Annotated in this window: 17 protein-coding genes and 2 pseudogenes; 15 read left to right on the top strand and 4 right to left on the bottom strand. The window is 40.9% G+C overall.

The genetic code is table 11. The features are described from left to right. Positions 1-18: 18 nt before the first annotated feature. The 10 genes and pseudogenes from CLV95_RS11340 (at position 19) to CLV95_RS11295 (ending at position 10,568) form a co-directional block, all read left to right on the top strand. Positions 19-2,352 (top strand): TonB-dependent receptor, encoded by a 2,334-nt coding sequence (locus CLV95_RS11340; protein ID WP_002733272.1) that lies wholly within the window; start codon positions 19-21, stop codon positions 2,350-2,352. 8 nt (positions 2,353-2,360) lie between these two features. Continuing rightward, the gene (locus CLV95_RS11335; RefSeq protein WP_002729106.1) at positions 2,361-2,729 is read left to right on the top strand and encodes a hypothetical protein; all 369 of its coding nucleotides are present in this window, start codon (positions 2,361-2,363) and stop codon (positions 2,727-2,729) included. A gap of 363 nt (positions 2,730-3,092) precedes the next feature. Beyond that, the gene (locus CLV95_RS11330) at positions 3,093-3,914 is read left to right on the top strand and encodes a YdcF family protein (RefSeq protein ID WP_002729045.1); all 822 of its coding nucleotides are present in this window, start codon (positions 3,093-3,095) and stop codon (positions 3,912-3,914) included. Between the two features lie 100 nt (positions 3,915-4,014). Then, positions 4,015-4,410, top strand: coding sequence for a cytochrome c maturation protein CcmE domain-containing protein (locus CLV95_RS11325; protein ID WP_002729012.1), 396 nt, complete (start codon positions 4,015-4,017; stop codon positions 4,408-4,410). A gap of 20 nt (positions 4,411-4,430) precedes the next feature. After that, entirely contained in the window at positions 4,431-6,620 is a 2,190-nt protein-coding gene (locus CLV95_RS11320; RefSeq protein ID WP_002733250.1) for a heme lyase CcmF/NrfE family subunit, read from the top strand. Then, on the top strand, positions 6,617-7,213 hold the full coding sequence (locus CLV95_RS11315) for a cytochrome c-type biogenesis protein (protein ID WP_002733300.1): 597 nt from the start codon (positions 6,617-6,619) through the stop codon (positions 7,211-7,213). Before CLV95_RS11320 ends, CLV95_RS11315 begins: the two co-directional genes overlap by 4 nt. Next, on the top strand, positions 7,213-7,611 hold the full coding sequence (locus tag CLV95_RS11310; RefSeq protein ID WP_002733244.1) for a zinc ribbon domain-containing protein: 399 nt from the start codon (positions 7,213-7,215) through the stop codon (positions 7,609-7,611). The genes CLV95_RS11315 and CLV95_RS11310 overlap by 1 nt, the downstream gene beginning before the upstream one ends. Positions 7,612-7,646: 35 nt before the next feature. Beyond that, positions 7,647-8,273 (top strand): hypothetical protein, encoded by a 627-nt coding sequence (locus CLV95_RS11305; protein WP_230456551.1) that lies wholly within the window; start codon positions 7,647-7,649, stop codon positions 8,271-8,273. A gap of 171 nt (positions 8,274-8,444) precedes the next feature. Continuing rightward, positions 8,445-9,545 (top strand): annotated as a pseudogene (locus tag CLV95_RS19390) (IS4 family transposase). Between the two features lie 541 nt (positions 9,546-10,086). After that, positions 10,087-10,568 (top strand): annotated as a pseudogene (locus tag CLV95_RS11295) (Rpn family recombination-promoting nuclease/putative transposase). 578 nt (positions 10,569-11,146) lie between these two features. Here the strand turns inward: CLV95_RS11295 and CLV95_RS11290 are convergent. Together CLV95_RS11290 and CLV95_RS11285 are read right to left on the bottom strand one after the other, a co-directional pair. Beyond that, positions 11,147-12,472, bottom strand: coding sequence for a thiolase family protein (locus tag CLV95_RS11290; protein ID WP_002729103.1), 1,326 nt, complete (start codon positions 12,470-12,472; stop codon positions 11,147-11,149). 43 nt (positions 12,473-12,515) lie between these two features. Beyond that, the gene (locus CLV95_RS11285; protein ID WP_002729707.1) at positions 12,516-13,376 is read right to left on the bottom strand and encodes an acyl-CoA thioesterase; all 861 of its coding nucleotides are present in this window, start codon (positions 13,374-13,376) and stop codon (positions 12,516-12,518) included. A 231-nt stretch (positions 13,377-13,607) separates the two neighbouring features. Between CLV95_RS11285 and CLV95_RS11280 the strand changes: the two genes are divergently transcribed. The 5 genes from CLV95_RS11280 (at position 13,608) to CLV95_RS11265 (ending at position 18,177) form a co-directional block, all read left to right on the top strand. Then, a complete protein-coding gene (locus CLV95_RS11280) occupies positions 13,608-14,222 on the top strand; it encodes a TetR/AcrR family transcriptional regulator (RefSeq protein ID WP_002733170.1) in 615 nt (204 codons plus the stop codon). A 264-nt stretch (positions 14,223-14,486) separates the two neighbouring features. Continuing rightward, positions 14,487-16,295 carry a leucine-rich repeat domain-containing protein gene (locus CLV95_RS11275; protein WP_002733195.1) on the top strand — a complete coding sequence of 603 codons (1,809 nt, stop codon included), beginning with the start codon at positions 14,487-14,489 and terminating at the stop codon, positions 16,293-16,295. A gap of 65 nt (positions 16,296-16,360) precedes the next feature. Next, the gene (locus CLV95_RS18855; RefSeq protein WP_002729038.1) at positions 16,361-16,531 is read left to right on the top strand and encodes a hypothetical protein; all 171 of its coding nucleotides are present in this window, start codon (positions 16,361-16,363) and stop codon (positions 16,529-16,531) included. 135 nt (positions 16,532-16,666) lie between these two features. Further along, entirely contained in the window at positions 16,667-17,062 is a 396-nt protein-coding gene (gene msrB / locus CLV95_RS11270; protein ID WP_002721689.1) for a peptide-methionine (R)-S-oxide reductase MsrB, read from the top strand. A gap of 197 nt (positions 17,063-17,259) precedes the next feature. Next, positions 17,260-18,177 carry an esterase/lipase family protein gene (locus tag CLV95_RS11265; RefSeq protein WP_002721695.1) on the top strand — a complete coding sequence of 306 codons (918 nt, stop codon included), beginning with the start codon at positions 17,260-17,262 and terminating at the stop codon, positions 18,175-18,177. Positions 18,178-18,337: 160 nt separating this feature from the next. Here the strand turns inward: CLV95_RS11265 and CLV95_RS11260 are convergent, their stop codons facing one another. Both CLV95_RS11260 and CLV95_RS11255 read right to left on the bottom strand, forming a co-directional pair. Beyond that, entirely contained in the window at positions 18,338-18,838 is a 501-nt protein-coding gene (locus CLV95_RS11260; RefSeq protein WP_002733239.1) for a crossover junction endodeoxyribonuclease RuvC, read from the bottom strand. 99 nt (positions 18,839-18,937) lie between these two features. Beyond that, a complete protein-coding gene (locus tag CLV95_RS11255) occupies positions 18,938-19,687 on the bottom strand; it encodes a YebC/PmpR family DNA-binding transcriptional regulator (RefSeq protein WP_002733248.1) in 750 nt (249 codons plus the stop codon). Between the last annotated feature and the right edge of the window lie 179 nt (positions 19,688-19,866).

The following is a 19,866-nucleotide window of genomic DNA, read 5'->3' as shown; positions in this document are numbered from 1 at the left end:
TTGTCCAGGAGGTTCGGCTTGAAAGAGCAATTACATTTGTATTTTAGAATATTCATAGTTTCAATTTTTTTCTCTCCGGTTTCCGTTTTCGCTTTAGACGTTGCATTAATCGGCGTTATTAAAAACAAAAACGGAAAACCGATTTCGAACGCGAGGGTTCTTATCCAAGAGTCCAGAAAAAGTGCGGTTACGAACGAAAATGGCGAGTTCGTTTTAGACCACGTCCCTCCGGGAAAATATGTTCTGACCGCCAGCGCAAGAGGTTATCAATCGGAAACACTTTCGGTTACGATCGGAGAAAAAGACCAAAAAACCCAATTCATCCTCCTCGAAAGTTCTTTGGACGGTTCCGCAATCAATGTCACCGCAAAATCCACAATTTCGGATTTTCTAACCTCTCCACAACCGATTACGGTTTTGTCAGGCAGACAACTCGATCGTCAAAGAGGAGAAACGGCAATGTCGGCGATCAACAATACTCCCGGAGTTTCCAACTTAACCACGGGGGCTGGAACTTCAAAACCGATCGTCCGAGGTTTAACAGGGCAAAGAGTCCTTGTAATGACCGACGGAATCCGCCAGGAAGAACAACAATTCGGAGACGACCACACAGTAGAATTAGATTCCTTTAATATTCAAAAAATTGAAATAATTCGAGGACCGGGAAGTTTACTTTACGGTTCGGACGCTCTCGCCGGAGTAGTCAACGTGATCCGAGACAAAGCTCCTCGTTCGGGAGAAGGTGTTCCCCAAATGGCGGGACTTTTCAACTCCAACAACTATTCGAACAACAAACAAGACGCAGGAAATTTTGCGATATACGGCAACGTGGACGGGTTCGGCTACCACGCCAGTGCAAATACGAGAAAAGCGGGAAGAATTACGACTCCAAACGGAACGATGCCTAACACAGGTATGATTGAAAAAAATCAAAATGCATCGATCGGTTTAGACGGAAAATGGGGAAATTTTTATCTGGATTCTTTCCGAAGAGAACAAACTCAGGATCTATTGGACAATCCGAACGAAAATCCGGGTTCAACGGTTCATCAAAGACTTCTTCATGAGAAATCCCATTTTCATTCTTTCCTCATTTTTCCCGCAGGAAACCTGGAACTCGATTTTTCCTACCAAAGGAACAATCGAAGAGAAATCGAATCCAAAAATAAACTCTTTCCTATCAAAGACGTTCTTCGGGACGAGAACGTAGACATTTTCGACAAATCATTTCAATTCTATCAGGCCACTTCAAAGGCAAAATACCAAGGTCTAAACCTTCTTTTAGATACGACGACCGCAGACGCAAAGTTTCATCACAAACCTATATTCAATCTTTTGCAAGGAACCCTAGGCGTTTCCGGTTTAGAACAAAGGAACAGGACGATCGGAACAGAACCTTTGATTCCTTCCTATGGAATTGTAAACATAGCCGGTTATTTTCTGGAGGAACTCAAACTCGGCTCCTTGACTCTGAGTGCGGGAGTCCGAGGCGATAAAAGATCCGCAGACATCAAAAACAACATGACTTTGGGTATCGCGGAACAAACCAAAAATTATTATGCGACAACGAACTCGACTGGTCTCGTTTGGAGAATCGATAAATCTTTTTCCGCAATTTTAAACTATGGACGCGGATTTAGGGCACCTACCCCGTTCGAACTTTTTTCCAACGGAGTTCACGAAGGTACGGGAAAATTCGAAATAGGAAAAGACTCCCTTAAACCCGAATATTCGAATAATCTAGACTTTTCCGTCAGATACGCTTCCTCTCGGATTCAAATGGAAGTTAATGTATTTCAAAATCAGATTCAAAATTTCATATATGCCGCAAGTATCGCGGAAATCGATCCCAACTCCGGCCTGCCGAAGTACAAATACAAACAGGGAAACGCCGTTTTAAAAGGAGGGGAATTTTCGATCCAAGCTGAACTCACTAACAAACTAGTTTTTTCCGGCGGAATCGATATTGTTTATGCAAGAAATCAGAACGACACCAACCCTCTTCCCCGAACAACTCCGAATCGGGCACGTGCGGGCCTTCGATGGACGGAAGGTTCTATTTTGGGGCTAAAGGATTTCTATTTTTCCATCAACGGAAGATTTTACGATTCTCAATATAGGGTCGATCCTAAGGAAACCCCAACCAAAGGTTATAATCTTACGGACATCGGGCTCGGTTTCGAACTTCCCTACTTAGGGGACGGAACGTCTCGGCCCTCGGTGGACCTGAACGTCCAAAACGTATTCAATGTTTCTTATGTGGATCATCTCAGCAGATACAAGGACTACGCTCTCAATCCGGGCGTGAATGTAATTCTCAAAATCTCATTTCCGTTCACGGTCGTTCCATAGGAGATCTCATGAAAAAGTATATTCTCATTTTATTAATAATTCCGATTCTGTTCTGCCAAAAGGACAAACGAGAACAGGACCAACTCATTCGTTTACTTGTCGGGGCTTTTAACAAAACTCTTTCGGATTGTATCTATTGCACCGACACTCAGGCCTTCCGTGGAAACTGTTCCTGTTTTACGAACATTCCGATTTGGAGTTGCCAAGGTTATTCCGCAGGACGTCAAAAATCGAATTCGGTGAAAATATCCTGCGAGGATTTGACTTCGGAAGGAATCTGGTCTGAAGATCCGGAAAACAAAGGGACAAAGTCTTGTTCTTACTTAACCTGTCCGCCAAAAGCATATAGAGCCGCGTTCACTCCGGATGGCATTTGATCGATATGACTTTTAAAACAGATCTTATGCTCTGCATCTTTGAATTGTTTTTAAAAAACGAGGCTTGAAAAAATAATTCAAGACGTATGTCGTACGTAAATTTACAAGTCGCGTCCCCTCTCATTCAAAAACAAAAAGAAGACTCGACTTTTAAGACCGATCGTAATTTTTAAATTTAGGGGCCTCTATAAAATGAATTTTTTATCGGACGATCACTTCGAAAACGGTGATTTCATCTAGAATTCAATTTTAGAATCTTCATTTTTGGATTTTATAGAAGTTCCCTCTAATCATAGTATTTCCTTTTAACAAGTAACTTTGTCTTAAAAAATAAGGAGAACGGAACTTCCAGTCCGATTACACATGTCCACGATTTTATTTTCGATTTCAAAACTTGCGACTCTTGTCTTATTTCCCTTGCCCTTAGTTCTTCTTTTACTTTTATTTGCCGGTGCCAAATTGAAAAAATGGAAAGAAAAATTTTCCGTTTGGGCGCCGGTTTTAATCCTTTGGCTTTTATCCACGAGTAATATTTCTCAGAAATTGATTCAATCTTTGGAAATCTATTACCCTCCACTCCCGCTCGAACAAGTTCCCCAGGCGGACGTCATACTCGTATTAGGCGGAATGGTCTCGACTTTGAGCATCCACAACGAACCGGTGGATCTTTCTAACAGCGCGGAAAGACTTACGGAAACGGTAAGACTTTATAGAGCCAAAAAGGCGCCTAAGATCTTATTCTCCGGAGGCTCCGGAAATCTTTTGTATCAGACGGTTCCGGAATCCGAACCTGCAGGAAGGTTCTTAAAACAAATGGGCATACCCGATTCTTCCCTGATCTTAGAATCGAAAAGTCGGAACACGGCAGAGAACAAAAACTTCGCGGTCGAGCTACTAAAGAAACACGGCTGGAGTTCGGTAATTTTAGTCACTTCTTCTTTTCACATGAAAAGATCCGTCGAGATTTTTCAAGAAAAAGGGATTACGATCATTCCCTTTCCCACCGACTTCCGAACTCAAAAGTCTGTCTTAACCTTGGATAATTTTTTTCCTTCCACAGGATGTCTCGAAAATTCCACGATCTCGATCAAAGAATGGATCGGAATACTCGTTCATAAAATCCGAACTACGATCTCGATTCAAGAATGGGTCGAGATTCTCATTCATAAGATCCGGAATTCATGAATCCCCGATTGGAACGAAAGAAAACCGGGATATTTCCACTTTTCTCCCACCATCCGTTGCACTTTTATGGTCTAAAACGCAAACAATCGGAACTTTTACGATGAACATCAAATTCACGGTCCTCGCAGGGATCATTCTTTTGTCCCTCGGCTCTATCGCTTACTTTTCTTCCAAGGAAACATCCTACACTCTTCTCGATGCCTCGGAGCTCGCGGCATCCCCGGCTAAATATCAGGACAATCTTTTAAGAGTCAGAGGTTTTGTGAAATTAGGCTCCGTGATTCGCGAAGGTAAGACCGCGAGGTTCATATTAGAATTTAACGAAAAACAAATCCCCGTTTTTTTTACGGGAGAAACCCTTCTTCCTGACGCTTTTAAAGAAGGTACTCGTGCGAGAGTGGACGGTTATATAAAAGACGGAGTGTTAGTCTCGGATCACGTAGAAGCGAAATGCGCCTCCAAATACGAAGCCGATTATTCGGAAGAAAACAAATAAAAGGATTACGTTTTTTTAATATGAATGATTTCGGCGCACTTTGCATCATCACTTCTTTCGCGATTCTTCTTTTTTCGATCGTTCAGACTTCTTACGGAATTTGGAAACAAGACCGACAAGCAATCGAATTAGGCAGATACACCCTAGCGGCAAACACCGCGGTTATTCTTCTCGCTTTTACCGTTCTGCTCGTTCAACTTTTCAGAACCGACCTCTCAAATTATTACGTGGTGATGCATTCGAACGAACACCTTCCCTTATTTTACAGACTTACCGGAATCTGGTCCGGATCTTCTGGTTCTCTTCTCTTTTGGAATCTCTTACTTTCCGTTTTTACGTTCATCGTTCTTTGGCAAACCAGAGAACTCGTTCAAGATCGAATCCCGATCATGAATCTCACGTTAGCCGTCATTTCAGCTTTTTTTTCCTATCTCGCCGTATTTTATTCGGACGCACAACCATTTCGGGAATTTCAACCGGCCGCCGTCGCGGGAAGGGGCCTAAATCCGCTTCTGCAACACTGGGCGATGGTGATTCACCCTCCGATCCTTTATGTGGGTTATGTGAGTTTTGCAATCCCTTTTGCGATCGCCACATCAGCTTTGATCACGGGACATCTTTCCGAAAACTGGTTTCGTTTTGTAAGAAGATGGACTATCTTCTCTTGGTTTTTTTTGGGAACCGGAATTCTTCTCGGATCGAAATGGGCCTACGAGGAATTGGGCTGGGGAGGTTATTGGGCTTGGGATCCTGTGGAAAACGCGTCTCTGATGCCTTGGCTGTTATCGACGGCATTTCTTCATTCCATGATCATACAGGAAAGAAGAGGAATGTTAAAGTTTTGGAATATGCTTTTGATTATCTTCGCTTTCCATTTTTGTTTATTGGGAACTTGGATCACTCGAAGCGGCGTCCTCGAAGGTCCTCATAGTTTTTCAAAGTCCACAATCGGAACTCCCTTCATCATCTACATCGGAGTGAGTTTATTTTTCTTTCTGGGGTTTCTGATCTATCGCAGGAATTCACTCAAGCCCGAACGCAATCTTGAAGCCTTAACTTCCAAAGAAGGAAGTTTTCTTTTTAACAACTTTCTACTAGTAATTGCAACTCTTGCGATTCTTCTCGGAGTTTTCTCACCTCTTCTTTACGGAAGAGAGTTCAAAGCACCCTGGTTTAATTCCTGGGGAGTTCCTGCAGGAATTCTTTTAATGCTTTTGATGGGTTCGGCTCCGCTTCTGGCTTGGAGAAAGGGGGCGGATAAGATTTTCTTTTCCACTTTCATCAAACCACTGTTAGTCGGCTTTGCAGGAGCCGGCGTTTATATCCTTTTCTATAGGCGGAATTTTACAATCAGCGATTACAACCTTGGAGACGTTTTAGGCGAAGTGTATTCTGTGATCGCGGTCGGTCTCGGAATTTTTACGATTTCCGGAATCCTCCAAGAATATCACAGAGGTATTCTTGCGCGAAAAACTTCCTATCCCGGAGAAAATTATTTCTTTGCCGGTTTCAGAATGCTTTTGAAAAACAAAAGAAGATACGGCGGTTATCTTGTTCACTTGGCGATGGTAATCCTTTTTATCGGTTACGCAGGGAATGCGTTCAAACAAAACACTTCCATTAAATTTTTCTATTTTTTAAACGCTCCCGAAAATAACGAAATCGTTTATTCCAGCCAGGATACGGGGATTTTAGGAAACTATCAGATCTCCGCGGACACCCTCAAAATCAAACCCCTTGTAAACGGGGACGCAAAAAACGGATTGAACATACAGAACGTAATCGTTTCTCACGAGGCGACTTTTCAGGTTAAACGTCATTTGAAAGAATTCTCAACAATGGTAACCGAAAGAAGATTTTACCCTCAGATCTCGCACTTAAGCGGAGAATTTGAAACTCATATTCCTACAAGCGAGCCCTCGATCACTTCCACTCCGAAAGAGGATTTATACATTCAGTTGGGTGCCCTAGAACATTCCGATCTTTCGGATGAAAATCCGGATCTCCCTCTTCTTTTTATGAATTATCTTTTTACGAACGAAAATCAACCCGTCCGCAAATTGGAGAACTTTAATCGATTTCCGAGACAGATCGTCGCCAATCTTGAAGTTTGGATAAATCCACTCGTAAAATTCATCTGGGCGGGCTCATTGTTATTTTTCTTTTCGGGACTTTTGATTCTTCTTCCAGTCGGAGAATCCAGATCATGAAAATAGAATTTTATAAAATTCTAATTCTCTTAACGTTTTTATTCATTTACGTCTTTGGTCCGTCTTTGTCTGCCGATTCCACTTTCACAAACCTGACGGAACCGGATCAGATCCGTACTTTCCACGAGGTTACGTCCAAAATCAGATGTATCTGTATTCCTTCGATCACGATCAAAAATTGTTCCTTTAACAACTGTACAGTTTCCGCAAAATTGAAACTCTTCATAGAAAACCGAATTCAAAAAGGAGAAAGTGCGGAAGTCATCGTGAACAAAATGGTTCACGGTTTCGGAGAGGAAGCCCTAAACGATCCGGTAATCCAAAAGTTCGTGGAATCGGGTAACATGGGTATGGCGAACTCGGTCGTTTTCGGATTTCGAGAAGATATTTTGGCAGCCCCCGATTCTACGTGGATCAATTTCAGCCTTGCACTTGCGGGTCTTTCGGGGATTCTATTTATCTATCTTTATGTTAAACGTAAAAATCCGGACATTTCCAAGCAAACGGTTCGACAGGATTTCGATACAACCGCCAAACAAAACGAAGATTCTTTCCATAGATATCTTTCCGAAATACAGGAAAAACAGAAATAATGGACCTTTTACTCATTCCATTTTATATCATTCTTCTGGGAATCGTAGTTTCTCCGTTTCTATATATTCGATTTGCAATTCACACAAAAACTTCTGAAACGGAATCTGAAAAGTTGGAGCTGCTCAACCGAAGAGAAATAATCTTGGAAAATCTAAGAGATATCAAAATCGAATTCGATACAGGAAAGCTTACCGAAATTGAATTTCAAACCATCTCTTCAGGAATTGTAAAGGATCTGGAAGATTTCGACGAAAAAATCGCTCAAAATACTCCAAAACAACTTCAGACTCAAATTCCGCCTTCCACTCTTCCAAAATACTGTCATGAATGCGGCTTTAAGATCGAAATTTATGGAGCGAAATTTTGTCCTTCGTGCGGAACCAAATTGATCATATAACTAACGTTTGTCGAAAGGAATATTCAAAGTTAACAATATACTTATGTTTTCTTCCGATTCTCTTCTTTCCCACTTGTGCAGGAAAAGACTTAAAGCTCCAAGGTGAACCGAATCGCCTTTCCGAATTACCCTATTACGGAGCCGGATTTCAAGTTTCCGCGTCCAGAATCGAAAAAGAAGATTTCGAAGAAATTAGAAAGGATCTTAAAAACGAATTAGCTTCGAGAGCTCCGAAGGACAGAATCGAAAAATGGAAAGAAGTAAGTTCGATCAACGGTTCGGAAGGTATTTATATTCTATTTCAGATCGTTCCAGAAACGAGAGTCCTTCCAGAGTTTTTGGAATTTCAATTTTCCTTAAACGACAAATTTTCAGAAAAAATTTGGAATTACTACATTCAGACGTTCACCGCCAGAGTTCGAAACTATCGTTTTTCAGCTCTTCCTTTTTATGGAGCTTTTGGTTATCCATATCAAACTGTTCCTCCCGGGGTTTATCCTTCCGGAACGATTTTTTACGATTCGGACGTGATTACCACAACAGAACATATCTATCGTTTTTTAGTTCGTTTTCCAAAAAATGCACTGATTTCCAATTCTTCGAATAAGAATTTTTTCCAAGTCGTAACTCCGACAAAATCCATTCTGCGTTTTGAATATTAGATAAGGTTCTGTCCCCAAAACTGGGACAGAACCTTGCAGCTTGATCTTTATGGTAAAGTAGAAAACTAAAGTGCCGCGCTCTTCTATGTATTTTGTATCAAGCCCTTCCGCAATTTTTTTACATGAGACCATAAAAGGGAGCCCATAACCTTACCCACAAAGGGTAGCCCAATGAACACTCAACATTTGAGTAGTACACTCGGAACGGAATTAGATTGGGTGGAAGAAGAATATGTATCATTGAACTTAGGAGATAAAAGATTAGATAAACGACTTAAGAAAATTGTAAATGTAATGACAAAGCGAGGTGGAACCAGTTTGCCCGACATATTTGGCAATTGGGCAGGCACCAAGGGGGCGTATCGTTTTTTTCAAATCCAAAAGTATCTTCTGATAAGATACTTTCTCCTCATCGCCAATCCACAAAGAAACGAATTCAAAAACAAGAAACAGCATTGGTATTAAATGACACAACGGAAGTCTATTATAGAAAAAGGGATCACGTTGAAGGTTTGGGACCAATGAACTCGGAATACAATCAGGGTCTTCTTTTGCATCCATCAATAGCGTTTACGCCTGATGGAATTCCCTTATAGAAGCTGTTCTTGGTCCTATCTTGAAACTTTGAAACCTGTACACATATACGATACTGTGCCAAGGAAGAAAGGAAAAGAAGCAACAATTGAACTTCGATTTGAAAAGCTAACGATAAAATCCCCTCAATACGAGAAATTAGAAAATATTGATACGAATGCGTTAACCGCAACTAAAGTAGACAGACCCAAGGAAGAATCTATCAATTGGAGATTTCTAACACAATTCCTATTCACAACGCAGATGATGCAAAAGAATAATCGCATATTACAAAAGCCATTGGGGTATCGAAATATTCTTCAAGGTTTAAAAAACAGGATGTAATATTGAATCAACTCAATTTAAATTTGAAGATCGATTCAAAACTTATATTGCAGTCTACGCTATCGTTGCGTGGAGAGTTATGATGTTAACATTCTTAGGTAGAAATATCCCCGGTTTAAAAGTGTCTATCTTATTCGAATCTTTTGAATGGAAAGGTATTTATTGTAGAATTTTTGAAACTCCGAAACCGCCTAAGAAAGAACCTGATTTGGATACAGTTTTGAGCCAGATTGCCAAATTGGTGGTCACTTGGCTCGTAAGTCCGACGATCCTCCTGGACCCATTGTAATTTTTAAAGGCCTTATGAGAGTTATGGAGATCTGCTTTATGTTTAAATTACTTATCAATACATAACTTGTGGGTAAGGTTATGTTAGGGAGCGAGATACTTTCGTTTTCTCCGCCAGCCTTCTTGGCTCCGTCGAATCAAAAGTATCCATTCGGAACTGTCTTATGTTCAAGAATCATACGAATCTAAGGATCGAAGCACAATGATCGCTTTCGCATTCATTACGTCGAACTCACACAATCTATTGACGCGACTTGTTTTAGGACGGGATTTTTAAGCCTTGATCGAAGAAACAAAGAATCGATATTCAAATCCAAAAACGAAACAAGACATTCCCGTTTCTGTCCTCTGAACGCGAAAAGCAGTTCGTTTTGCTAATGCAGTTTCCTTTGTTCTCTTTTTTATCTCCACAAACTGCATTCTAAAACCGCGATGCAATAACTCTCCCGTTTCTGTCCTCTGTCTAGAACGAGCAAAGCGAGTTCGTCTGTCCTCAGTCCTCTGAATGGAAATTGGGAGATCGATTTTCGGATCAGTTGTATTAACAAAACAAGAAACGGACGTGTTTCAGGATTTCATTCCCGATTTTAAAATAGACTGATTCGATTTGAAAGGGATAGAATTGAAGAAGAAGTTAGAAAGTATCACGTTTCAAGTCACTCTGGGAGTGGTTCAAAAAATCCGGGAAGGGGATTTGGAATTCGCTTCTCACCTGCCGGGGTTATTTTCCCTATTACTTGAAATCGAGGAAGAATCGAAAAGGGTTGCAATCCTGCGGAAACTGTTGTTGTATATTTATTGGGCCCGTGATTTAAAACCTACGGAACTCAAAAGAGTTTTGGAAAGATCAAAATTGGAACAATACAAGGAACTAACGATGACTACAGCGGAGAGACTCATTTCAGAAGGGATTGAGAAAGGAGTACAGCAAGGGATTGAAAGAGGCATCGAGAAAGGCATTAAACAAGGTGTTGAGAAAGGTAAATTGGAAGATGCCGGTAAAATGCTGAAGAGGGGATTGATCTAAAGACCGTTTTAGAAATTACAGGATTCTCCGAAAAAACCCTGAAAGAAAATGGAATTCTCTAACGTGACATTGTAACCAGGTGTTGCCAACGATTTTGTGTAAATGACGTTTCTCAAACGAATCGAAATTCAATCGATTCCCGAAAATGATGGAAAATTGATTCATTGCTTTTCCACAATTTTAAATCGACATGATCCATAACACTGTAAACTCAATACACTCTTGAACAGCCGCTTTTCTTTACAACAATGTTCGGTTAACTTCATCAGCATTTAGCCCTTTTTATTCCTCATTTCGTTCATCCGCAGTTTGATTTCTGTAAACTTGATTTTAGGATTTTACATTCAGAAGACTGGACAGTGTCGCGCCAATGTCGTTCCCACAAAAGATAGTTTTTGGACCGGCTCTTAGTTCCTTCTGTTGGTTTTCTTGTTTTGTGGTTAATACTCGCATCTAAACCCTCGTTTTTCAAGTATAGAAGGACGTTACTTTGTCTTACTCAAATGGAGTGTAAAACGGATACAAAGAGTCAGAAAAATAAATTCAAAAACCCCGGCCAAAACCGAGGCTTTTGAATTTTTATTCCTACTTTAGAAAAACAGGAAACTAATCTGAATTTTAGAAAAACCTAAAATTCTAATCAACCTTTAAATCTTTCGATCAACATGGATCCTGCGATTCCACCATGCGCACATGCGGTGATCAGAACCTTATTCGCGGAAGAATCTTCTTTTAAGTCCATGATCGCATTTGCGATCAAACGGATTCCGGTCGCTCCGAATGGGTGACCAATCGCGATGGATCCGCCGTTCGGATTTACTTTTTTAGCGTCGAAAGATTTTTCCCAATCCCAACCAGTATCCATTTTGATTTGTTCAAGAGCGCCAACCGCAGTCGCAGCGAAAGCTTCGTGGATTTCAACGTAGTCTACGTCTTGCATCTTGATTCCAACATCGTCTAACAGGGCTTTGGTGGCAACTGCTTGTCCGATTCCCATGTTATTAGGATGAACTCCTTTCATGTGCCACCCGGAAATGACGGCTTCGATCGTAAGACCGAGTTCCTTCGCTTTTTCAACGGTTGTAACGATCACACCCGCAGCGCCGTCGGAACGAGGACTTGCGTTAAAGATGGAAACCGTCGGTCCGTGAGATTTTTTAAGATCCTTTGCGTATTTTGTTTTGAATTCTTCGAATTTCATTCCGGGATTGTCGAACATAAGCATAGCACGTCCCATACGAGTCGGATTTTCCACCAAACCTTCGCGCAGACCCACCGCTTCGTCGATGGCAAGTTCGTTACCCTCGTCGTCTTTCATCGGAATAATATAAGGAGCGTATCTACCCGCTTTAGAAGCTTCTAATGCCCTTTTAAAAGATTCGAAAGCGAGCTTGTCCTGAATCTCTCGGGAAAGAGAGTAATTCTGAGCTACAATTTCCGCGGTTACTTGCATTCCGTAAGAGGTTTCCCCGTCTCCGAGTCCGTCTTCCAGAGTGTCCCTTAGCTCGACACCTTCGGGAAGGTTATCCGGAAGAAGTTTTTTGAGTTTATCAAGAGATCCCGCTTTCTTATTCAAACGAGCATTTTTAACGATAAAAGGCATGGAAGTTTGGGACTCCTCGCCGATTGCGAGGAATACCTCCCCTTCGCCGAGTATGATTCTACGGGCCGCCTCCGCAACCGCTTCCATACCGGAAACGCAGTTGTTCGCAACGGTAATACAAGCGATTTCATCTCTCATTCCGACTAAGTTAGCGATCACTCTTGCAGAGTTAGGCGCATTACTAAATCCCTCTCCAACCACAACTCCGTCGATTTGAGACGGCTTCAGTTTGCTTTTAGCGAGAATGTCTTCTGCGACAATTTTCCCCAGATGATGTCCAGGGTATGGTCCCAGAGCTTTCGCAATCTGAGCAAAAGGAGTTCTTCTCGGCGTACAAAGCGCCAAAGGTTTTGTTAATTTCATTTTTTTTCTCCAAACTTCAAATTCTTAATAACCAATAAAATATTCATATTTTAGAATATTCAAAATGCTCTACATATTCACCTACAAGCCTTTGAAACTCCTCGGGAGCCTTTTTAGGGCGAACTTTGGAGAAAGAAACCACCAATTGTTCATCTTGCACCGCAAAGTATCTCAAACCTGTTTCCGCATCCGTAACTTCGTGTCTCATGTAACTTCGGATTTTTTCAAAAGAATGAATCCACGTGCTGACTTTAATTCTCCGCCCCGCCGGAACGGGATGAAAAAACTTAAACACACCACCCATAAAAAACATCGTGGTGTCCATCTCCACAAAACGATTCAGTGTTAGTCCGGTCTCGGTGGAAAAAAACCATCTGGAATCTTCGATGATTCTCCAGAAGTAAGCCGGATTATATTCTCCGAAAATGTTCCTCTCACTATAGAGAGTAACCATTTCTGTATCCACCGTTTTACAAGTTCCTCTAAAATCGGGGATCTGCGGAAATTGATCGAATCCGCTCATCTCCGTTTTTTCCAAAGGAAGAAGATCGATCGACTTTCCGCCTTTTTCTGAAAAAGTGAGCGTTTTAATCTCTGCCGCCAGAGTTTCCACATCCGATAAAACTTTTTGATCCCAAAAAATCTTACCGCTTCCCAATGGAAATGCCTTGGTTTCCGTTTTTAGATTCGTTCCTTCCATTTGCTGAGCGAGAAATCGAATCTGAGACTCTAAAGGATGGATCGCTATCTCTTGAGACAGAATTTCCCTTAGAGAAAATCCGTTCTCTTCGAGAGTTCGAAATCTGCCTTCCAGACAGAAATTCTCATACGTCCTGCTAGTCACGTGCCTTTGAGTGTCGAGATCGGATATCCGAGTCACGAGTTGAATTTCATTCGCGATCATATCGGCCTCCGCTATCTTTGGTTGTTCCAGTATTTGGAACTTCGCGACCCGTAGGGAGCGAAATAGCATTCCCCTCCGTGTGCCCTTTAGAAAATTCTAACCCTAGTTTAAACCGAGTTAAATTTAGATCAAACAAAAAACAGAACGAACGTTCTGTTTTTTGTTCTTATCTTCCAAATTCATTGACAGAAGATCTTTCCGATTGAAGACTGAATCTTATAGAATTATCGTATGAAAACTCGACCTAACAAAAAGAAAGAATCAGGAACCGGTGTTCGAGAAAGAATTTTAGATACGGTCACCTCTCTCTTTTACAAACAGGGTTTTTCCAACACCGGAATGAGACAAATCATTCAGGAATCCAATTCCGTAGCGGCGAGTTTATACGATCATTATCCTTCCAAAAAAGAATTGGGACTTGCTTATCTATCACGTCAGGAAGAAAAAACTCTCAGTGATTTACAAGACTTGATGGATCGTTATCCTGATCTCGGTGAATTTTTAAGAGCCTGGGTGATTCTCAAAGAAAAACAAATCCGCCACGGAGAATTCGTGGGATGTCCTTTTGCAGGTTTTGCAAGTCAAGTAATGGATTCCGATCCGGAATATACGGAATTCCTTAAGGACATCGTGACTAAATGGACTCGGATAATTAGTGATTATCTTCAAAAAGCGATCGGTTCCGGTCAGCTTAAAAGAAACATGGATATTCAATACGTCGCTAGAAGAATTTTGATGGCCTATCACGGTTCGGTTACAATGTGGAGAATGACCAGGGAACTTCGTTTTATCCGTGAAATGGACAATTCCCTCCGTGAAATCGTGGAAGAATACAGAATTTTTTGACGTGAATCATCTCATAACGTAGAATCCGATTTTCAATCCGAGACTAAAAACCCAAACTTTTTTATATCGAATTCATATTAGAGTTATTGAAAAATTCCATAATTCAGTTTAACAAAACTACTTCAATCGACCGTTTTCATAAAACAAAAACAGATGAAGAATTAATTTTTCAACAACTCTAATAATTCAGATCACTTAAATTTCAAATTCAATTCATCGAATAATTCGATTGTCCATCTATCTAAACAAAAAACAGTGTTCTGAATGAAAAAATACTTAATTTATCAAGATGAAGGTTCTAAGAAATTTTGGAGTATCCAAGTTTCCGGAAGTACATTTACCGTAACCTTCGGAAAAATCGGATCCTCCGGTCAGAGTTCCACCAAAACGTTTTCTGACGAAAAAGAATGTTTGAAAGAAGCGGAAAAACTATTCCGTGAAAAGTTGAAAAAAGGGTATGTCGAAGCTGAATTGACGGAACAAAGATCGGAAACCGAATTACCGGAACAGAATTCGGAGCCAATTCAAAAATTATTAAGTGATTCGTTCCATCAATTTTTGAAAGTAAAAGTTAAGGATTTCGAGGAATCGAAATATGCAAAAACCTTCCAAAAAATCAACTGGGAAAAGGAAGCGGAGAAAGTATTCCAATCCGTTTGTTCTTACTGGAAGAAACTTAAGGAGAAAAACATAGAACCGATCGGAATTTTCGATATCCGATGGGACGACGCCGCAACACAGTATTCGATCGAATTCGACTACGATACGGAAAGTAACGATCCTAAAAATGCAATGGAAGAAGGGGCCGTAGATAATGAATCGGTGATCGACTTTTCGGATCTGATTCGTAAAAATCTAAAAGAAGAACCCGACGACATTTGGGAAACCATGGGAGAAGATTATACCGTAATGCAGAATATCCTTTGCAAAATGTCGAAGGAAATTATATTACAAACCTTGAAGGAAAATTCATTCCTACAAATCGAAAAACAAACTCCTTATTATCTGATATTCGCTTATTACCACGACGACGAGGAATCAGAGGTAATCTTCGATAGTTCTGGTAAAATTAAGAATTCTCCCTATCCGGAACTGACAAAAAAAGGAATAGATTTAAGTAAACTGTATAATTCTAAAGATAAATCCATGCTTATAGAAGATCGAAATCTTGAAGAAATACCGGACGAGATCGGAGATTATCAAGATTTAGAAACATTGTCCTGCTGGAACACGAAAATCGCAAAACTTCCGAATACGATAACGGCCCTGCAAAATCTCAAGGACTTATCAATCATTTCGAAAAAATTAACCGAATTTCCAATTGAGATATGTAAATTGAGTAATTTAAGATATCTTTATATTCGAACGGAAAAAATCAATAAACTTCCGGAAGACGTAGGGGCTCTTGTCAATCTGAATCATTTGAATCTTTGCGGGAACAAACTCAAAGATTTACCGAAAAACCTCCAGAAGTTGACTTTATTGAAACGATTGAATTTGGGAGAAAATAAATTCGAAAAAATACCGACAGCTTTGTACGGTATGAATTCCATTGAAGAACTGGATCTTCGTCATAATCCTTTCAAAAGTTTGGACGGTATTGGAAAAATCACAGGATTGATAACTATCCATACTTACGCGGTCGGAATCAAAGAATTGACTCCTGAAATCGGTCAACTTAAGAATTGCAAGTATTTCCATTTGAGCGACGTGGATATTGAAGAGATTCCGAAGGAAATCGGAGATATGGATTCCATGTACACACTTGAAATCTCCAAAACGAAAATCCGGTTTTTGCCCGACACGATCGGAAAACTCAAAAATTGTAAATCGCTCGATATCCAAAAAAATCAAATCGAGTTTTTACCGGAAACGATCGGCACTATGGAAAACTTGGAGGAATTATCAGCGGGTAATAACAAATTGACCGACCTGCCTGAAAGTATCTACCAACTCAAAAAACTGAAAGAAATCGGTTTGTGGGGAAATTCGTTTTCACAGGATCAAAAGGCAAAGATCGTTTCTCGTCTCAAAGAAAACATTCCTGGAATTAAGATCAATATCGACAAGTAAAAAAACGCACAAATACGGTCGAGAGCACATGAGAACTTTCCTCATGCGCTCTCACGGAGCAGTACGTGAAACTCTCACTTCATTCGGCTCTTGTCAAACCGATCGGTGGCACCGATTCCTATTCTCCAGTGTATAAATCAGTTCGAGTTATCGCTAGCTACTCGACCATACTAAAACAACGCACGATCGTATTTTTAAAAAAACACGCTTTGTTTTTAATCCGTTTTTTTCAGTAACCTATTCCGACCGAAAACGAATTTTTACGTATGAAAAACATGTTTTTATTTCCAGTCATCTTAGTATCCTTAGTATTTTCAGGTTGCTGCAAAGTCGGCGGCGACTCAAACCGGACAAACCAAAAAGGAGAGAGTATGAGTTACGAAATTAACAAATCCGAAGACGAATGGAAAAAAGAACTCACTCCGGAACAATATAAAATTTTAAGACAAAAGGGAACCGAAATGGCGTTTACCGGAGCCCTTTATAAAAATCAAGACAAAGGAACCTACGTTTGTGCAGCTTGTGGTGCCGTTTTATTTTCTTCCGAAACCAAGTACGAATCCGGGTCCGGTTGGCCTTCTTTCTATCAACCCACAAAGGAAGGTGCTGTGAACGAAGAAAAAGACAACACCCATGGAATGGTGAGAACCGAAATTCTCTGCGCCAAATGTGGAGGACATTTAGGTCACGTATTCAACGATGGGCCGAGTCCTACCGGGCTACGCTATTGTATCAATTCCGCTTCTTTAAAATTTCGGAAAGAATAGAGTTTGAAAATGAATTCTTTATCTGCTTCTATTTTCCGGAAACAGTCGATTGAAGCAGTTTTGTGAATCTTCACTATGGAATAATTTCGAAAAATACTTTTGATTTCCCAGAAAAGGTTTCACTTCTTTTTTTGATTTTCAAGTCGTGACAATAAGGAAAATCATGCTTAAATCCGGATTCAACCGGGAGCAACTCTATGAATGATTATCTCACGTACGTATCCGACAATCGTTCCGTTCGAAATCCGATTCTACAATTTTTAGCGGAAAAATGGTACACGATTCTTTGTATCTGGCATATGATCATCGGAATGTTTATCGAACTGGAAAATTCCCCCGAAGGTGATAAACGTCCCGTAGTGTTAGTCCCTGGATTTTTAGGTAGAACTCTTTCTTGGGAACCGATGCTCAAACATCTTTCCGCCAACGGACATCCGGTTTACGTTGTACCTCTCGGTTTTCAAGTTGGGAACATTCGAACCAAAAGTAAGATTCTGGAAAACTTCCTGATCGAAAAGGGTATCAAAGATTGTTATATTGTGGGTCATTCGATGGGTGGTTTGATCGCTTCCGGTCTTACCTACAAAGGGAGAGATCGTGTTAAGAAAATTTTCATCGCGGGAACTCCCGTAAGAGGAACATACCTTTCGTATTTCCTGCCCATGTTCATCTGTAGCTGGCAGATGATGCCGAATTCCAAATTCATTCGAGAAGTCGGTGAAGTATTCGGAAAGTTGCCTAATGTTCAATCCGTTTTTACGAAAAAAGATCAGGTCATTCTTCCCTCCGAGAATTCCCGTTTAGGTCACTTCGATGACGTGGAACTTCCGGAAGCGGGTCATATGAATTTATTTATGGGCCCTCTTGGAATCGAATGTTTGTTCGACTTGATCACCGCGGAAGAAAAGAAGGACCCAAAACCAATCATTAGAAAAGTGGAATCTACGAAACAACCGGAAGATGTCGAGTTCTCGAAAACGCCCTCCAAATCCCCCGCGCCTGCTTCCAAAAAAAAGCCCGCCCCTAAAAAAAATTCGTCCCCTTTAAAACCAGCGAAGTCGAAATCGATTCCTAAGAAAAAGTCGGCTCCGGTAAAGAAAAAGAAGAAAAGATAACCGCCGCAGTTGGATTTTAAACTTGTAAATCCCCGCACAAAGGATCGATGTACAACTCAGAATCTCGCTAAAGGCCATAATGTTCCCACAAGTTGAGAAGAATCTCGGAATAAGAAGGATCCCAAAAGCGCGGTCAGTCGCTCATTGGCATTTCTCGCGGTTAAACTTTAAAACGCGCCGCAAACAAAGGGCTGGAACTCATCGAAAGACCGACATAGGCCGCGGCAACGGCATCCCAAGAGTCGTCGTGCCCTTTGAGTAAATCAATATCGAGCAGTAGTTTTAAAGCTTGACGGATTTGTTTTTTGTCCGCGGTTCCGCTTCCGGTAGTTCCTTTTTTAATCTGAGAAACCGTAGGTTCCAGAATTTGAATATTCATTTCCGCTAAAGTAACTAACAGAACTCCCCTTGACTCGAATACTCTTGATGCGGTCTTTTTATTTTTCGCAAAAAACATTTCCTCAACCGAAGCGATGGAAGGTTTGAACTCTTTCAAAATTTCCGTAAGTCCCTTCCGCAATACCAAAAGATTATTCGGACTCGGAGTTCCCGAAGGAACCTCCACGGTTCCATAGGCCAAAATGCGAATTTTAGAGGCGGTTTTTTCCAAAACCGCATAACCGGCTCGATGAGAACCCGGATCGATTCCGATGATTCTCAAGTTAAAAATTCCCGAACGAATTTGAAAAAAGATAAGCAAGAAGAACCCGCTTCTTCCTTATCTTTCAAAGAGGAAACGGCACCGGGGATTTTCGGAGAATCACTCAAATTCTTTTTCGAGTGAAGCGGCTAATTCGAAGTTGGACGTTACGGAAGTAACATCGTCGTGCCCATCAAGTTGCTCGATCAACTTCATCACTTTTTCCGCGACCTCTTTGTCCGCGATTTCGGAGCTGACAAGAGCGATATAACGGATTTCCGATTCTTCCGATTTCAGCCCTTTTTCGTTTAGCGCGTGTAATACGGATTCATAATCGTCCGGGGTAGTGATAACTCGATAAACTTCTCCCTCGTTAATTACGTCTTCCGCTCCTCCGCCTACCGCAATGTCCACCAATTTATCTTCTCCGATTTGAGAAGATTCTAAAACGATCACTCCTTTCTTTTCAAAAAGCCTACTTACGGAACCGGAAGTCGCAAGCGAACCTCCTAGTTTTGTAAGAATACTTTTAATCTCCGGAGTTGTTCTAGACTTTTTGTCGGTCACCGCAGAAACCATAATTGCAATTCCAGCCGGCCCGAAACATTCATAAAGACATTCTTCGTAAACGACTCCTTCTAGCTCTCCGGTCCCTTTTTTGATCGCCCTCTCTATATTATCCTTGGGCATGTTTACTGATTTGGCTTTCAATATTGCAAGTCTGAGTCTAGGATTTCCTTCCGGATCCCCTCCTCCCATTTTTGCCGCTACCGTGATTTCTTTCCCGACTCTTGTAAAAATGGCTCCGCGCTTGGAATCGATCGCGTCTTTCTTACGTTTAATCGTTGCCCATTTGGAATGTCCGGACATGATTTATTATCCCCTATGAATTGCTTTTGATAATCGAATCAAGCTTGAGTTGATTCTGGATGATACTTTCCAAAAATCAAAAAAAAGACATTCTGTCCATTCTTTTCAAAGGAAGAATGAACAAGCGGCTTCGAATTCCTTCATCATGGATTTAAAGCAGAGAAGAATTTTAAAATTCT

It is taken from the genome of Leptospira borgpetersenii serovar Javanica (assembly GCF_003046425.1).
Lineage (GTDB): Bacteria > Spirochaetota > Leptospiria > Leptospirales > Leptospiraceae > Leptospira > Leptospira borgpetersenii.
Note: the sequence above shows the minus strand (reverse complement) of the source record. Positions and strands in the feature narration are given on the sequence as shown.

Coding starts and splice junctions, on each gene's coding strand:
- CLV95_RS11285 (WP_002729707.1), bottom strand. CDS start 13,376: ATGATCGCGAATGAAATTCAACTCGTGACTCGGATATCCGATCTCGAC.
- CLV95_RS11265 (WP_002721695.1), top strand. CDS start 17,260: ATGAATGATTATCTCACGTACGTATCCGACAATCGTTCCGTTCGAAAT.
- CLV95_RS11275 (WP_002733195.1), top strand. CDS start 14,487: ATGAAAAAATACTTAATTTATCAAGATGAAGGTTCTAAGAAATTTTGG.
- CLV95_RS11255 (WP_002733248.1), bottom strand. CDS start 19,687: ATGTCCGGACATTCCAAATGGGCAACGATTAAACGTAAGAAAGACGCG.
- CLV95_RS11280 (WP_002733170.1), top strand. CDS start 13,608: ATGAAAACTCGACCTAACAAAAAGAAAGAATCAGGAACCGGTGTTCGA.
- CLV95_RS11330 (WP_002729045.1), top strand. CDS start 3,093: ATGTCCACGATTTTATTTTCGATTTCAAAACTTGCGACTCTTGTCTTA.
- CLV95_RS11315 (WP_002733300.1), top strand. CDS start 6,617: ATGAAAATAGAATTTTATAAAATTCTAATTCTCTTAACGTTTTTATTC.
- CLV95_RS11290 (WP_002729103.1), bottom strand. CDS start 12,472: ATGAAATTAACAAAACCTTTGGCGCTTTGTACGCCGAGAAGAACTCCT.
- CLV95_RS11335 (WP_002729106.1), top strand. CDS start 2,361: ATGAAAAAGTATATTCTCATTTTATTAATAATTCCGATTCTGTTCTGC.
- msrB (WP_002721689.1), top strand. CDS start 16,667: ATGAGTTACGAAATTAACAAATCCGAAGACGAATGGAAAAAAGAACTC.
- CLV95_RS11310 (WP_002733244.1), top strand. CDS start 7,213: ATGGACCTTTTACTCATTCCATTTTATATCATTCTTCTGGGAATCGTA.
- CLV95_RS11320 (WP_002733250.1), top strand. CDS start 4,431: ATGAATGATTTCGGCGCACTTTGCATCATCACTTCTTTCGCGATTCTT.
- CLV95_RS11325 (WP_002729012.1), top strand. CDS start 4,015: ATGAACATCAAATTCACGGTCCTCGCAGGGATCATTCTTTTGTCCCTC.